The 14,650-nt window shown below is 37.0% G+C and carries 11 protein-coding genes and 1 pseudogene; all 12 read right to left on the bottom strand.

From position 1 onward, the window contains the following. Window positions 1–5: 5 nt before the first annotated feature. The gene (locus BUA72_RS14705; RefSeq protein WP_072923589.1) at window positions 6–3,434 is read right to left on the bottom strand and encodes an RHS repeat domain-containing protein; all 3,429 of its coding nucleotides are present in this window, start codon (window positions 3,432–3,434) and stop codon (window positions 6–8) included. Window positions 3,435–3,436: 2 nt separating this feature from the next. Then, a complete protein-coding gene (locus tag BUA72_RS14700) occupies window positions 3,437–5,065 on the bottom strand; it encodes a T9SS type A sorting domain-containing protein (RefSeq protein WP_072923588.1) in 1,629 nt (542 codons plus the stop codon). 439 nt (window positions 5,066–5,504) lie between these two features. Continuing rightward, window positions 5,505–6,533, bottom strand: coding sequence for a ferrochelatase (gene hemH, locus BUA72_RS14695; RefSeq protein ID WP_072923586.1), 1,029 nt, complete (start codon window positions 6,531–6,533; stop codon window positions 5,505–5,507). A gap of 47 nt (window positions 6,534–6,580) precedes the next feature. Further along, on the bottom strand, window positions 6,581–7,861 hold the full coding sequence (locus BUA72_RS14690) for a cryptochrome/photolyase family protein (protein WP_072924110.1): 1,281 nt from the start codon (window positions 7,859–7,861) through the stop codon (window positions 6,581–6,583). 25 nt (window positions 7,862–7,886) lie between these two features. Then, a complete protein-coding gene (locus BUA72_RS14685) occupies window positions 7,887–8,552 on the bottom strand; it encodes a MarR family winged helix-turn-helix transcriptional regulator (RefSeq protein ID WP_072923584.1) in 666 nt (221 codons plus the stop codon). Between the two features lie 162 nt (window positions 8,553–8,714). After that, window positions 8,715–9,269 (bottom strand): GNAT family N-acetyltransferase, encoded by a 555-nt coding sequence (locus tag BUA72_RS14680; RefSeq protein ID WP_072923582.1) that lies wholly within the window; start codon window positions 9,267–9,269, stop codon window positions 8,715–8,717. Window positions 9,270–9,382: 113 nt separating this feature from the next. Further along, window positions 9,383–10,171: pseudogene (locus BUA72_RS14675) on the bottom strand (PhzF family phenazine biosynthesis protein). Between the two features lie 242 nt (window positions 10,172–10,413). Then, the gene (locus tag BUA72_RS14670; protein WP_072923581.1) at window positions 10,414–11,109 is read right to left on the bottom strand and encodes a lycopene cyclase domain-containing protein; all 696 of its coding nucleotides are present in this window, start codon (window positions 11,107–11,109) and stop codon (window positions 10,414–10,416) included. Between the two features lie 2 nt (window positions 11,110–11,111). Further along, a complete protein-coding gene (locus tag BUA72_RS14665) occupies window positions 11,112–11,570 on the bottom strand; it encodes a sterol desaturase family protein (protein WP_072923579.1) in 459 nt (152 codons plus the stop codon). Next, a complete protein-coding gene (locus tag BUA72_RS14660) occupies window positions 11,570–12,037 on the bottom strand; it encodes an SRPBCC family protein (protein WP_034731287.1) in 468 nt (155 codons plus the stop codon). Before BUA72_RS14660 ends, BUA72_RS14665 begins: the two co-directional genes overlap by 1 nt. Window positions 12,038–12,065: 28 nt before the next feature. Continuing rightward, a complete protein-coding gene (locus BUA72_RS14655; protein WP_047453231.1) occupies window positions 12,066–12,902 on the bottom strand; it encodes a phytoene/squalene synthase family protein in 837 nt (278 codons plus the stop codon). Between the two features lie 2 nt (window positions 12,903–12,904). Beyond that, on the bottom strand, window positions 12,905–14,377 hold the full coding sequence (locus tag BUA72_RS14650) for a phytoene desaturase family protein (protein WP_072923578.1): 1,473 nt from the start codon (window positions 14,375–14,377) through the stop codon (window positions 12,905–12,907). Between the last annotated feature and the right edge of the window lie 273 nt (window positions 14,378–14,650).

The following is a 14,650-nucleotide window of genomic DNA, read 5'->3' as shown; positions in this document are numbered from 1 at the left end:
GTTTGTTAGTTTTTATAATTGTAATTGAATTCTTTCAATATACTTCCGTTAACATCTGCTACCTGCTTCAGCCTGTTTGCGTCGTCATAGATGTACAATTCTCTCATTCCCGATGGTGGAGTAAGACTTGTCACCCCAATCAAAGGATCATAGGTGTAGGTAGTAATCAGCAAACCAGCGTTGCTTTTACGGAAAATATCGAGTGCATCAATGAATGTATTTTGTGTACTTACATTAATATCCAAGCCTGATTTTGTGACCATATCATTATACCCGGCAAGAGCTATTGCCTGATCATAAGTAACTCCCTCAATTTTTGCAATAACTTTTGTATTGCTATATCCCCAGATAAGAGCTACAGGTATTCCTTCCTTACTGGTATACTGCAATAGATTTCCTTTAGCATCGTATCTGTTATACGTAACTTCTGTATCCGTACTGCTGAGATCGAGACCGCTTGATAAAACGGAAGAAGGAAGAAAATTGTTCAGGTTATCATATTTGGTTTCTATTCGACTTACAGCGGTAGCTTCTGAGGTCGTAGATATTTTTAAAGGTATTCCGGTCATACCCTTATTGATCAAACGTGTATTCCCTGTATCAGATGCATAGTCATAATTGGTCGTTATCACTTTACCCTCACTGGTTGTTAAGATACTCGTATCTAAATCACCGGAATTGGTATAGCTAAAAACTGTTTTTTCCACCAACGCTTTATTTCCAAAATGAGAAGTGTCAAACATACTCATCAGTCTTCTTTTACCTGTGATTAAAGGACTAAAAATAAAACGGTATTTAGTGGTTGATAATGGATTTTGGTAAGTATTCCCTGTATAGGACAATCCTATTACAGTACAACCATTTGAATAGGGATAAAAATTGTTGGAAGGATCCATTGAACCTACAGATGAATTGATCATACTAAATGAAGGATAAACCCCATATGTATTCGGTAGATCATCAAAAATATACCTCTGGGATGAAATTATATTTTGGTTATGGTCATATTTCTCTATCATCGTATTTTCCCCATTGGAAGGAATATCAACCCTGGGTACTCCTTTTACCAGTGAATTCGTAAATTCATTATTCGTAAAATAATATACGGTAGACCCTTTAGTTGTTCCGTCTAAAACATTAATATCTTTTTCTGTCACCTGGCTGTAGCCAAAAGGTTTATTACCACTTATTCCAAAGTCATTGGAATTAACGGAGAGGTCATTGAATATCGTAACATATTCCAAAAAACAGCCACCTGTCAGAACAGGAGGCTGACTTTTAGATGTTGCTCCCGGTATAAGTGTTAATGGTTCAAATTTATAAATTAGCTTTCCTCCCGTATACGTGTATGCTTTATGAGATAATAGAGTACTGTTTTCATAGTTCTTGATTGATTTTACTCTTATACCGCTCCCGTATGAGATAGATTTATCAATATTCGTATCATCATAATACCGGAACCGGGTTGATACAATGGCACGATGCATTCCGTCATTACTACGGTATTGAAGCGGGTTTTCTATACGCACATAGTACTCTGTGGTAGGGTCACTGTCATACGCAACGGTTAAGTCTTCATCCCAGATACGCGAATGGGTCTGTTCAAAAGTGGGTCCGGGTACATCTATTGCCCATTGCTTAATAAGAGTAGATACCTGCTGCCCGTTCACTGTTTTTCTTTTAAAAAATTTTATTTTACAGTCCCACATTCCATAAGGCTCGTAGTGTACTTCCGGATAAGAAGGTCCCATGTAGCCGTCGTAAATTGTGTTATAAAATTTGATGACCTGTGTCTGTGAGAGCTTAAAAACAGGACTTTCAGAAAAGTTATTACCACTGGGCTCTGCGCCTCTGTGATTTAAGCTGACATCCTTATTGGCAGACAATGCCTGCTGCGGTGTAGGAATAAACTGATTGGAAAATGTATTGGATTCATATTCAAATTCTGTACGCGCTCCGGTAGGGTAAAATACTTTTTCTAAAATATTTGTCGCAGTATACTGGGTATCTGTAAACCTCATTGTCCCGTTATAAGGATAATTAACAGTCAGTCCATAGTTTTTATAAGGACTTTTGTTGAGATAATCAAAAAATGCCAGATCAGGAAGAAGCGTACTGCTGTTTGAACCATTATTGTATCCGTAAAAATCCGAGCTTGACATTTTGGAAGGCATCGTCTTGGTCATATTATATTCAAAAGAATATGGTGGAGTACTCTGTACAGCGGCTCCCATTTCGTTATAATTAACTTCCTGGATAGAGTTCAGTTTTAATCTTTTATATCGGTAATTTTCCTCTGCTGAACCCGATGAAGGATTAAAATAACTGGTCCCAAAAACGAAACTTTTAATTTTTTTATTGGGGTATTTGGATTTGATATCTATAGAACTTAATTTTTTAATCGGTGTTGATAGAGAGGCCGGACGGATATCTTCTCTGTTATCCAAATTAAATTCAATTTTAGTGTCATCGGTTTCAATACCAATCAGTGTCTTTTTTTCATTGATCGTTGAGTTGTTATCATTAACTACACTTGAGCTTAAAGGCCCTGAAAAATTGGTAAGATGAGCAACCTGTGCAGGATATAGCAAGTTGGTAGTTTCATTCAGATAGCTGAACGTAATGGTTTTTCCACTGGTCAATTCTATTTGTGAAATCTTAAAGGTATACCCAATATCTGTATAGCTGTTTAGATCGGTTTTCGATTTTTCTACCGCATAAAAATAAAACTTATCCCCTCTATTAGTCGTAGCTACCCATCCCAGTCCATTTTTGGTAAATTTAACATCATCGTTACTTTCCATAAAAAGTATTTCATTGCCATTTTCAGGATTGAAGAAAAATTTACCGGAATACCCATAAAAATTATACGTAAAGATATCTGGTTGGCCTTTTTTCTCTTTTAAATCATTAATGATATAGGGCGAATCATCAACTGCAGGATTCGTTACAACCATTCCACCTGCATTGTAGCCATTATACCCTACCTGTAATCTTGTCATTTGGCTGTGTGCATGTACAGTGAAAAAATGACTTTTAAAAAGATTATATCCAGCATTATTGGAAAAACCATCGCCTCCTGATGTCCAATAATCTTCTTTTCCTCTCACCTCCTGCGTTATCGTTCCTTCAGGCATAAAATTCCAGCCTAAGCCTACCCAAGTCGCTTCATCAGCTACTTTAATTCCTGAAGTATGATAAGTCAGTGCCAGTGGGATTTCGATATTATCAACTTTTAAAGTATATAATGGGACAGATACCGCAGCAGTTCCTGTATAATGTCCTACCGGAATATCTCCGAATCTTCCCAGTAAGGCTACTTCAGGAGAAGTAGGAACATTTCTTACACTGGGATCGTATTGGCTCTGATTCCCTTGTCCGAATATATTGTTTAACGAAGCCAGTAGTATGATGGCTATTGTAGTTTTCTTCATGGTTATTTTTTAATCAGTTTGGCATTAGCCGTTTTGTTGTCATCGGTTTTAATGGTAATCAGATAAGCTCCCTGGATGAGGTTCTGCGTATTGATCTTGGTCACCTTATTTTTAGTTTTCACAGTCTGAAGCTGCCTTCCACCCATGTCATACAGGATAATATCAGCTTCTTTAAAGTCAAAGCCTATTTCTACATAGGTATAATCTGCTACAGGATTAGGATAAATTTTGATGTCTTGTTTTTCAATCAGCTTATCTAATTGTTTATCTCCAAGTTTCACAATCTTCCAGTTTTCTTTGCCCAGTTCCTCTGCACTGGTTCCCGCTAAAATTATTGAGCCATCTTTATTCAGTTTCAGATCAGAAAGTCTTTCCTCTTTTTTTCTGGATTCACCTTTCACATGTTTTCTCCACTGCTCATTTCCGTCCATATTCAGATACAGCATCCAGAAGGTCTCATCATCTTTTTCTATTTTTCCTTCTGCCTGAGTGTAGCCACCTACAAGGATACCTTTTGAGCCTTTATCATCTGCAGCATGCAGCACACTCATGCCCATTAAAATATCTCTGTTTTTAAAATTGTAGGATTTTTGCCAGATTTCTTCGCCTCTTTCATTTAATGAGATCAACCAAAGATCCGTTCCTTCTTCAATCCCTACGGTTTTGTTCCCTGACCGCTCAGATCTGGATTCACCGCCAATTAAATATCCCGTTGATGTTAATACTAACGTTCTTACATGATCATCGGCTTTCCCGCCATAGTTTTTTTCCCATTCTACTTTCCCGGTTTTATCCAGCTTAACGATCCAATAGTCGCCCCCACCGAAATTATCAGTAGACTTAGCGATTCGGGATACAGGATATGGGGTAGACACAGACGGCTTATCTGAGGAACTCGAACCCCGCATCTCGGAACTTCTCGAATACATTCCCAACAATGCTCCGCCATCTTTCGTAGGGATCATCTTTTCCACTTCATCCAATCCTTTTCCCCCTAAGAGGATTTCTGAAAGTACCTTTCCATTTTTATCCAGCCTGGTGACCACTACATCTTTGGAACCATATCCATCTGCTCCCTGAGAAGAATTAGCAGAAGGAAGACTTTGTCTGTTTCCTGCAACAAAAAATCCAAAATCAGTCGTCTGAATAACTGATCTGGCTTCTTCATCTGCACTTGAACCTATAGTCTTTTGCCATAATTCGTCTCCTGATTCGTTGATTCTGATCAGCCAAATATCTGAACCTCCTTTGGAATCATCTTTTTTATCCTGTCCTTTGCCGGAATAAGAGGTTCCTGCTAAAAGAAATCCTCCTTCCTGCGTCGCTACAGAAGTCGAAAGATAGTCGTGGTCCTGCCCGGAAAAATATTTTTCCCAGATCTGTTCCCCCTGTTGATTCAATTTGATTAAATGAAAATCGTAACCGTTGTTGGGTTTTTTGTTGGCAATTGCCTGCTGATTTTTTGTCTGAATACTGCTGCCTGTAATAAGATACTGCTGATCAATCGTTGTGATCACCTGGCTCAAAAAATCCTGAGTAGAGGATCTAATATCTTTTTGCCAGATAACTTCCTGACCAGAAACGCACAAGGCAGTGCATAGGAATAATGCACCTGTGTAGAGTTTTCGCATGGATTATTAGTTATTTATTTTTTGCTAAAATTTTGCTCGAATATAGTCTTTTCCACCCATTGGAGAAATAAGAAAAAAAGCAATTTTATGTGAAATTTATCATATTGTATCAATTAGGGACAAAATACAATAACAAGCCCTCTGGTCATGAATGGTTCAAAACAAAATCTAAATGATCCTAAAATAAAATCAAAAGACGGCAAGGAAAGAATTATTACAATATGTCAATCGTTTTGACCATTTGGAAAGATAATATGTATTAAATTGTGAAAATTTCACTGCAAGATTGTTGATTTATCTCATGAACAAAAAGTAAAAGAGGTCATAAATTCCAGATCTATAGTTTCTTTCGCTGTATTGACCAGACAGAGCCACAACAAATAAAATCCTGCAATGTTCATTACAGGATTTAAAATTTTAAAAATAGGTATCATCGTATTTAAGCCAAATAAAACTCCTGAAGCTTTTCCTCACAAAGTTCTTTTACCACTTCTATCCACCGGTCTTCATCATTCAGGCAGGGAATATAGTGGAACTGCTCTCCTCCAGCATGCTGGAACTGCTCTTTTCCTTCTACTGAAATTTCTTCCAGGGTTTCAAGGCAGTCTGAAACAAAAGCGGGACAAACGATCGCCAGGTTTTTCACTCCTTTTGCAGGAATGGTTTCTAAAGTTTCGTCTGTATACGGTTCCATCCATTTATCCTTCCCCAGCCTTGACTGGAAAGAAACGATTGTTTTTTCTCTTGGCAGGCCTAGTTTTTCAATCACTTTTTTAGTGGTATCAAAACATTGGTGCCGATAACAGAACTGATGGCTCGGATTGGTTTCTCTTGAGCAGCAGTCATTGAGATTACAGGTTTTGGTAGGATCTGTTTTGAAAATATGTCTTTCGGGAACACCGTGATAGGAAAACTGTAAAGCATCGAAATTTTCAGGAAGCTTTTCTTTAATACTTTCTGCCAGACAATTGATGTAGATATCCCTGTTGTAAAACGGCTGAATATAATTGATTTTTATACCCGGGAATTTCTTTTTTCGTACTTCTTCCGCTTTTTCTATCACAGATTCTGTGGTACTCATCGCATATTGCGGATACAGTGGGAAAAGTACAATTTCAGAAACGCCCTGATCCACCAATTTCTGAATGCCGGATTCAATACTGGGCTGTGCATATCTCATCCCTATTTCTACAGGAACATCAACGATTTTCTGAAGTTTTTCCTGCACTTTTTCAGTGATCACAATGAGTGGAGACCCTTTATCCATCCAAACTGTTTTATACGCTTCTGCAGATTTTGCAGGTCTGGTATTTAAAATAATCCCCTGAACAAGAAGAGCACGGAAAATCCACCGATAGTCTATTACTCTTTCATCCATCAGGAATTCATCGAGATATTCCCTTACATCCTTTACCGCTGTGGATCTTGGTGACCCAAGATTTACCAATAAAATTCCTTTTTTAGCCAATGTTCTATATTTTGGTTATACTCTTTTTCTAATCGTTGGTCAAAGACCTAATTCAATGCTTTCTTATACGTTTCCAATGCTCTTTCTCTGGCGAATTTGTGCTCGACCATCGGTTTTTGAACATAAGATTGCGGAAGCCATTTTCTGATGTATTTCAAATCTTTATCAAACTTTTTAGTCTGTTCTTCGGGATTAAATATTCTGAAATAAGGTGCTGCATCGCAACCACAGCCCGCCGCCCATTGCCAGTTTCCGTTATTGGCGGAAAGGTCATAATCCAGCAATTTTGTGGCAAAGTACGCTTCTCCCCACCTCCAGTCAATCAGAAGATGTTTGGTGAGAAAGCTCGCCGTGATCATTCTTACCCTGTTGTGCATAAAACCGGTTTCGTTGAGTTCCCGCATTCCTGCATCTACAATGGGATAGCCTGTTTTACCTTCACACCAAGCCTTGAATTCCTCTTCATTATTTCTCCACGGAATATCTTCGTACTTTTTCTTGAAACAATGGTTCACAACGTAAGGAAAATGAAAGAGGATCTGCATGAAAAACTCTCTCCAGATCAGTTCATTAAGCCAGGTTTCGTTATTTTCAAGAGCAAATTTCACACACTTTCTCACTGAAACAGTCCCGAAACGCAGGGCAATTCCTAGATGCGTAGTATGATCCATCGCCGGAAAATCTCTAAATTGGTGATAAGAGGCTACAATTTTCTTCTCAATTGTGGGTTTTGTGAATTCTATTTCTGTCTTTTTAAAACCGATATCTTCAAGGGTGAGAATCTCTTCGTGTTCTTTTAATAAGGAGAATTGACTGAAATCTGTACTATAAACTTCAATATTTCCTAAATTCTCTTTCCACTTTTTTGAATACGGCGTAAAGACTGTATAAGGAGACTGATCATTTTTAAGGATATCCTGTTTTTCGAATATCACCTGATCTTTGAAATCTGAAAATCTGATTCCTTTTTTTTCAAGAAAACCGGCTACCTCATCATCTCTTTTTATGGCTTGTGGCTCATAATCCCTGTTGCAAAATACGGTGTCAATTTCAAATTCATTCATCAGATTTTTGAAAATATCCAATGGTTTCCCATGATAGGTTTTCAATCCGCTGCTATGATTTTTCAGTTCTTGATTAATTGCATCTAAAGCCTGGTGGATATAATCTACCCTTTTGTCTTCCTTGTCTTCAAGATGATTCAGAATGTCGGTATCCAATATAAAAACAGGAATGACTTTAAGTCCGGAATTAAGAGCATGATACAGACCTGCATTGTCTTCCAGCCTTAAATCTCTTCTGAACCAAAATATATTAATTTTGCTCATTTTATCAGTTTTTTGAAGGCCGGGATCAGTTTTTTTCAAATGAATATTCGTCATATACGGTCCTGATCAGGTCTTTACTGTCAATATTCCTGCAGAAAATAGGATAATGAAAACGGTCCAGCTTATTAAGAATTCTGATAAGCTCCATTTTATCCTGATAGCCAAGATTTCCTGCCACAATATCCGTAGCGTTCCGGATTTTATCCATCTGCTGATCCAAAGCTTCAAGCCCGGCCGGAGTAATGCTGATCACTTTATTCCTTTTATCTATATCCGAATCTGCCTGCTCTATCCACCCGTGTTTCAATAATCTTGCGATAATCAGCATTCCTACAGGTTTATCCTGAATGTTCTTTTTAATAAGTTCCATTTTGGTCATTTGACCAAAGGCTTTTAAATTGATCAGATAAATAAAATCTTCCTGTGTCGCAAAATGGGAGTCTGAAATAGCAGATTTGGAATAGGTTTTTGCATACCTGTTGAGGTGTACCAGCAAAGTACTTATGGCACTTTCGGGCGTTCTTCCGTTTTCTTTCCCTTCCCAATAAGGTTCATTGATTTCAGGAGAAGTGGTTTTAGCAGACACCCACGCTTTAAAACCTTCAATGTCTGAACTATAAGAGCCGGAAGTATTTTCCGATTCAAATTCTTCCAGTAAAGTAAGTACGTCTTTTATGATGGGATAGTTCATTACAGTTTTTATAATTAAATACAAATATACTAATTAATAAAATATTAAAATATAAATAAACCATTAATCAAAGTACTAAAATATAAAACCCTCTAATTTTTAGAATTAAAGGGTTATTTTTTATGTTTCCAATAAATTTTATTAGTGTGATTAAAGATCATTTCATTGATTACTATTAGCATCACCTGAAGCCTGCCACTCAGCCTTATTGATCTGATAGACAAGATTCGTTACCGGCGGTTCCCCATTAAATGAGCGGGTATCTTCTCCTACCCTTCTGGCTCCAAGTTTTTCGGCAGCCCGGTAAGATCTGATATTAGACTGGCCAATATGCAATACCACATGATCAACATTTGTGAAAGCATAATCAAACATCAGTGATTTCACAGCCTTATTATAACCATTCCCCCAATAATCCTTTCCGAGAAAAGTATATCCTATCGCTACATGATTCTCAATACTGTTATAATCATAAAATCGTGTAGTCCCGATCACTTTGCCCGAAGATGCATCAATGATGACAAGTGCTGCATTACTGGATAAAGCCTGATCAAAGAAATGATCAAAAGAAGATCTTTCATGACGGTCCTTATTCGGATGCAATTCCCAAACCTGAGGATTGGCTGCCTGCTGAAAAAGCTCTTCTCTATGGTCCGGCAACAGAGGTTTCAAAATGATCTGATCTGAAAATAAATGAGGCTGAAAATCGAAAGTCATAAGTATTTTAAAATATTGACCGCGAATTTCGATATTCTTCGTGTACGTTTGCAAAAAACTATATTAAATTTTAAATAATTTTTGTCCAACCGTTTTACCACATCCTCATTTCCTTAGTCGAGCCATAAAGTTCCGATGGAATAGGTTCTAGCCTGCCCGCTGATGATTATTCTTTCTCCTTTGTTTTCACAGAGGAGTTTTCCCAGTCGTTCAGAAACCTGCATTGCATAAAGGTCATTCTTACCAAGCTTTTCAGCCCAATAAGGAATCAATGAGCAATGAGCAGAGCCGGTAACAGGATCTTCTAAAATGGAAGCTTGCGGGGTGAAAAATCTCGAAACAAAATCGCAATGATCCCCTCGTGACGTCACGATCACTCCACCGGGATCAAGATTTACCTGATCAAATAATACCCTGTTTATTTTTATATTTCTTACTTCAGTTTCAGTCTCGTATACCAGGACAAAATCTCTGGACTTTAAAACTTCTTTAGGCTGAATGTTCAATGATTCTTCAATATTCTTTGGCAAAACATCAGATACAGGCATCCGTGAAGGGAAATCCATCCGATACAGCTGATCCTAAACGGTAACCTTCAGATCCCCACTTAAGGTTTCAAAAACAATTTCATTGGCGGTATAATTCAAGATCGCTTTTAGGGAATGCGCGGTAGCGAGAGTAGCGTGGCCGCATAAATCCATTTCTATTTCAGGGGTGAACCATCTCAAATGTATTTTTTCACCTTTATCTACAAAGAAAGCTGTTTCTGCCACTGCATTCTCTTTTGCTATTTTTAACAAAATGTCGTCATCAAGCCATGCATCCAAAGGTACTACACAAGCTGGATTCCCTCCAAATATGCGATCTGTAAAGGCATCAACCTGATAGATATTATATTTCATTGATTTTTCTTTAAGCGGCTAAATTACAAAAAGTAAAAGATTGAGGTATTTGACAAAGCTTACATTAACTGATAATCTTATAATACGCTCCTACTAAAGATTTAGATGTTATAAAAATAAATTTTCCGGCAAAATAAACCTACTGCTATTTATATCTTCTTACAATTGATAGACTGCTTGCCCTGCGTCAGTTTTATGCCTGTCACTTTTCCTTTTTCGTTGAGTATTACGCTTTAAATAGGCTACTCATTGGACTCATTTGTTCTAAACTTTTGAAACAAATAGATATTCCACAAAATCATTTCATACCCATATACCGTATCTTCAACCGGAATGGTAAGCATTCTTATCCCTATAAAATTCTCAGGATTGTAGTTCACAACAGGAGATTCCAGACCGGTTCCGGTAAGTATGCCGTTTACAATGAGGAATCCCGGCATCAGTAAAAGATAAATCAAAGAAGCTTTCCCTATCCATCTTGCTTTCAGCGCAAAATACAGGGTGAACATACTGATGGCTGTGGATAAAAAAGTAATCAAAGTATAGATTTTATCATGAAAATAAACAGCCATTCCCAATGCAGAAATGATGGAAATGATCACAAATACTTTCTCTGGAAGCGGTTTCCAATCCAGGCGGAAAAATTTGTCAAGGCAGAAATAGGTGAACATACATGAAAACGGAATACAGAAAAAAAACAGTATTTCCTCAATTGGAAGGCCACCGATTCTGATTCCCAAAAGATAGGCATCATTGAACCACCAGACTCCTCTGCTGGTAAACCATATATCCCAAAAAATAAAGACAAGAGCCACTATGAACGCTGCCTTGAAAAAAGCAGGAAAATGTCTGTTGAATTTTATTTTAGAATGAAATGAAAAAACAAAACAGATGATTACTGTAAAAAAATTAATCAAAAGATAGGTGTAGTGCAACATGGTCAGACTTTAGATTTATTGAAATACATTTTAAAATATTTGATGGGCACCCAAAGAAAGCCAAAACACTCTCCTTTTTCTTTTCCGGTATGTTTATGATGCTGTTTATGGGCACGTCTGATAGCCAGCAGATATGGATTCTCTGTATTGCGAAGGATTTTAAGCCTTTGATGTATAAAGATGTCGTGGACAAAAAAATAAGCCATTCCGTATAATGCTATTCCAACCGCTATATAAAACCAGGCATTAAAATGCTGTGTTGTCCCGTAATACATCAAAAGTATTGTAGGTAAGGCAAAAATGAGAAAGAAATAATCGTTTTTCTCCATACTCCCTTCATTGCTGTGATCATGATGATCTTTATGAAGCATCCAGAGAAATCCATGCATGATATATTTATGGATGAGCCAGGTCATCCCTTCCATGATCAAAAATGTACTTACTACAATCAGGAAATTCATTACTTTATTTTTTTATTGAAACGTTCTTCTAAAACGGTGTACCTGTAGCTGAAAACATGCTCAAGCTTTTTTCTGACAAAGATTTTGTGGGCAATTTCACCCAAAAACCCTAAAGGAAGTTCATAATGTACCGTATCTTTCATTAACACTCCTTTTTCATTGACTATAAATTCATGGTGGTGATTCCATAGTGTATAAGGCCCTTTTTTCTGAAAATCCGTAAAACTTTTTTGAAAATCGACCTGAGTAATTTCCGTTTTCCATTTCATTTTTATTCCCAGTACAGGAGAAACATAATAATCAATAATCATCCCTTCAAAAATTTCATCATCCTCCATTTTCGTAAGCACTATAAAGTTCATATCCTTCGGGGTAATTTCAGAAAGATTATGGGCGGAAGAAAAAAACTTCCATGCTGTTTCTATATCACAATTGAGTTGCTGTTCCCTGTAAATTTTATGTATCATTTTCTATATGATTTAAATGTAAGTGAGTTTAAAGAAGCGACACTTTATACTGCAGATAGCTGCTCATCATTAAAGATAATTTTTTACCGTTGGATATTCTGATTCTCTGGTTAATCATATTAACGGCAGAAGTTCGTTTAATTTTCCGGAAAAGCGAGATGTAATACCGGTAAGCCAAATAAACCCCGAATCTGGCAGAGCCCGGCAGTTTTTTGATCCCTTCCAAAGCCATTTTAAATTCTTCTTCAATCTCTTTTTCAATATGAGCTTTTACGGTATTGTCAAAATACGAAATATCAACATTTGGGAAATAGCAGCGTCCTAAAATCTGATAATCATCTTTCATATCCCTTAGAAAATTGACTTTCTGGAATGCAGATCCCAGTATCATCGCATACGGTTTCAGCCGTTCAAATTCCCTGGAGTTTCCTTCCGTAAAAATATGAAGACACATCAGTCCCACTACTTCAGCAGATCCTACGATATATTCTTTATATAAATCTGAATTATAATCTATTTTCTGAAGATCCATTTCCATACTTTTCAGAAACTGATGGATAAGACTATAATCAATGTTATATCGGTGTACCGTTTCCTGAAACGACTGCAAAATCGGGTTAAGAGAGATTTTTTCTTCCAATGCCTCAAAAGTCTCGGCTTTGTACCTTGACAGAAGTTTATGCTTATCATAATCATGAAAGCTGTCCACGATTTCATCGGCCAGACGGACATACCCGTACACAGCATATATGGGATTTCTTATTTTCGGGGAAAGCGCCATTATTCCCAGAGAAAAACTTGTACTGTATTGTTTCGTTGTTTCTCGGCTTACTTTGTACGAAAGGTCGTCAAACAATTTTTTCATAATTAATTTATTTTACTGGCTTCGTTAGCTGCTATTTTACCTGAAATAATCGAAGGAGGAACTCCCGGACCAGGAACGGTAAGCTGTCCTGTATACAGAAGATTTTTTATTTTTTTATTCCGGATGGATGGTTTTAAGACAGCGGTTTGTGATAATGTATTGGCAAGACCATACGCGTTTCCTTTAAAGGCATTATAATCTTCTTTAAAATCGTTAATGCAATAACTTCTTTTATATTCAATTTTTGAAATAAGATCTGAAGTTCCGGTATGTTTTTCGAGTCTTCCCATCATTTCGTTAAAATACTTTTCCCTCATTTCCTCACCATCTCCTATTCCGGGAGCAACGGGCATTAGCAGAAATATATTTTCACAGTTTTCCGGAGCGGCAGCCTGATCAGTCTGAGATGGACAACACACATAAAATAAAGGCTTTGTAGGCCATTTTTTATCTTCATAAATTTCATGGGTATGAAGCTGCAAATCGTTCTCAAAGAAAAGGGTGTGATGTCTCAGATTCGGCACCTTTCCTTTAATCCCCAAATAAAAAATAAGACATGACGGGGCCAATGTTTTCTTCTCCCAATAGGACGATTTATAATTTCTGTATTGCTCAGGAAGAAGTTCACTTTCTGTATGCTGATAGTCTGAAGAAGCAATGACCATATCAAATTTTATGCTTTTTCCATTGACTATTAAACCATTGGTCAGACCTTTATCAACTGTAATCTTTTCTACATTTGAATTAAAATGAAAACTCGCTCCCTGCTCTACGGCGATCTTCATCATGGCTTCGGTCAGTTTTGAAAAACCTCCCATAGGATACCAGGTTCCCAACTTGTATCCTCCGTAATTCATCAGACTGTATAATGCCGGAATATCTTTTGGAGCTGCTCCGAGAAAAATAACCGGAAACTCCATTAGAGTAATCAGCTTAGGATTTTTAAAATATTTTCTGACGAAGCGCTTAAAATTGGTAAAAAGATCTAAGTTCAACGCACTTTTAGCTATGGTAGGAGAAACAAATTCCAGCCACGAATGACATGGCTTATTGACAAAATCTTTCATTCCCACTTCATATTTGTACTGCGCGTCATTCATGAATTCATCCAACTTTTTGCCTGCACCTGATTCTAAACATTCAAACAGGTCTTTCATTTCCTCAAAACCACTGGGAATTTTCATAATTCCATCAGAAAAAACCATTTCAAATTGCGGATCTAAAGCGACCAGGTCGTAAAAATCGGATGCTTTTTTCCCAAAATCCAAAAAGAATGCTTCTATAATATCCGGCATCCAATACCAGCTAGGTCCCATATCAAACGTATAGCCGCTTTCTGTTTTGAACGCTCTTGCCCTTCCGCCCACGCTGCTGTTTTTTTCGAAAACATGAACTTCATGTCCGTCTTTCGAAGCGTAAGCTGCTGCAGAAAGTCCTGAAAAACCTGATCCTATAACTGCAATTTTCTTTTTCATCTCCAGTTTTTTTTAAAATGAGTATTGGTTATATAGGATCTTCATAGATTCTCCCGGTAACGTCAGTATATTTTTTATGATGCGATAGTTCATTATAACGACTAATATAGTATACAAATATACCAATTTATACTAAAATAAAATATTTATATACTAAATAATTTTAAAACAGTTCACGACTATGGTTTCAAGGCATTTAATTTTCTATTGCAAAAATTTTATTACACGTCAAGTTCTGTCGTTACCCCGATAGATATTTGTTTAATAAAATTA

Origin of the sequence: Chryseobacterium sp. OV279 (genome assembly GCF_900128945.1) — a bacterium.
GTDB lineage: Bacteria > Bacteroidota > Bacteroidia > Flavobacteriales > Weeksellaceae > Chryseobacterium.
Note: the sequence above shows the minus strand (reverse complement) of the source record. Positions and strands in the feature narration are given on the sequence as shown.

Coding starts and splice junctions, on each gene's coding strand:
- BUA72_RS14650 (WP_072923578.1), bottom strand. CDS start 14,377: ATGAAAAAGAAAATTGCAGTTATAGGATCAGGTTTTTCAGGACTTTCT.
- BUA72_RS14655 (WP_047453231.1), bottom strand. CDS start 12,902: ATGAAAAAATTGTTTGACGACCTTTCGTACAAAGTAAGCCGAGAAACA.
- BUA72_RS14665 (WP_072923579.1), bottom strand. CDS start 11,570: ATGAATTTCCTGATTGTAGTAAGTACATTTTTGATCATGGAAGGGATG.
- BUA72_RS14680 (WP_072923582.1), bottom strand. CDS start 9,269: ATGACTTTCGATTTTCAGCCTCATTTATTTTCAGATCAGATCATTTTG.
- BUA72_RS14700 (WP_072923588.1), bottom strand. CDS start 5,065: ATGCGAAAACTCTACACAGGTGCATTATTCCTATGCACTGCCTTGTGC.
- BUA72_RS14705 (WP_072923589.1), bottom strand. CDS start 3,434: ATGAAGAAAACTACAATAGCCATCATACTACTGGCTTCGTTAAACAAT.
- BUA72_RS14685 (WP_072923584.1), bottom strand. CDS start 8,552: ATGAACTATCCCATCATAAAAGACGTACTTACTTTACTGGAAGAATTT.
- BUA72_RS14670 (WP_072923581.1), bottom strand. CDS start 11,109: ATGTTGCACTACACCTATCTTTTGATTAATTTTTTTACAGTAATCATC.
- BUA72_RS14660 (WP_034731287.1), bottom strand. CDS start 12,037: ATGATACATAAAATTTACAGGGAACAGCAACTCAATTGTGATATAGAA.
- BUA72_RS14690 (WP_072924110.1), bottom strand. CDS start 7,861: ATGAGCAAAATTAATATATTTTGGTTCAGAAGAGATTTAAGGCTGGAA.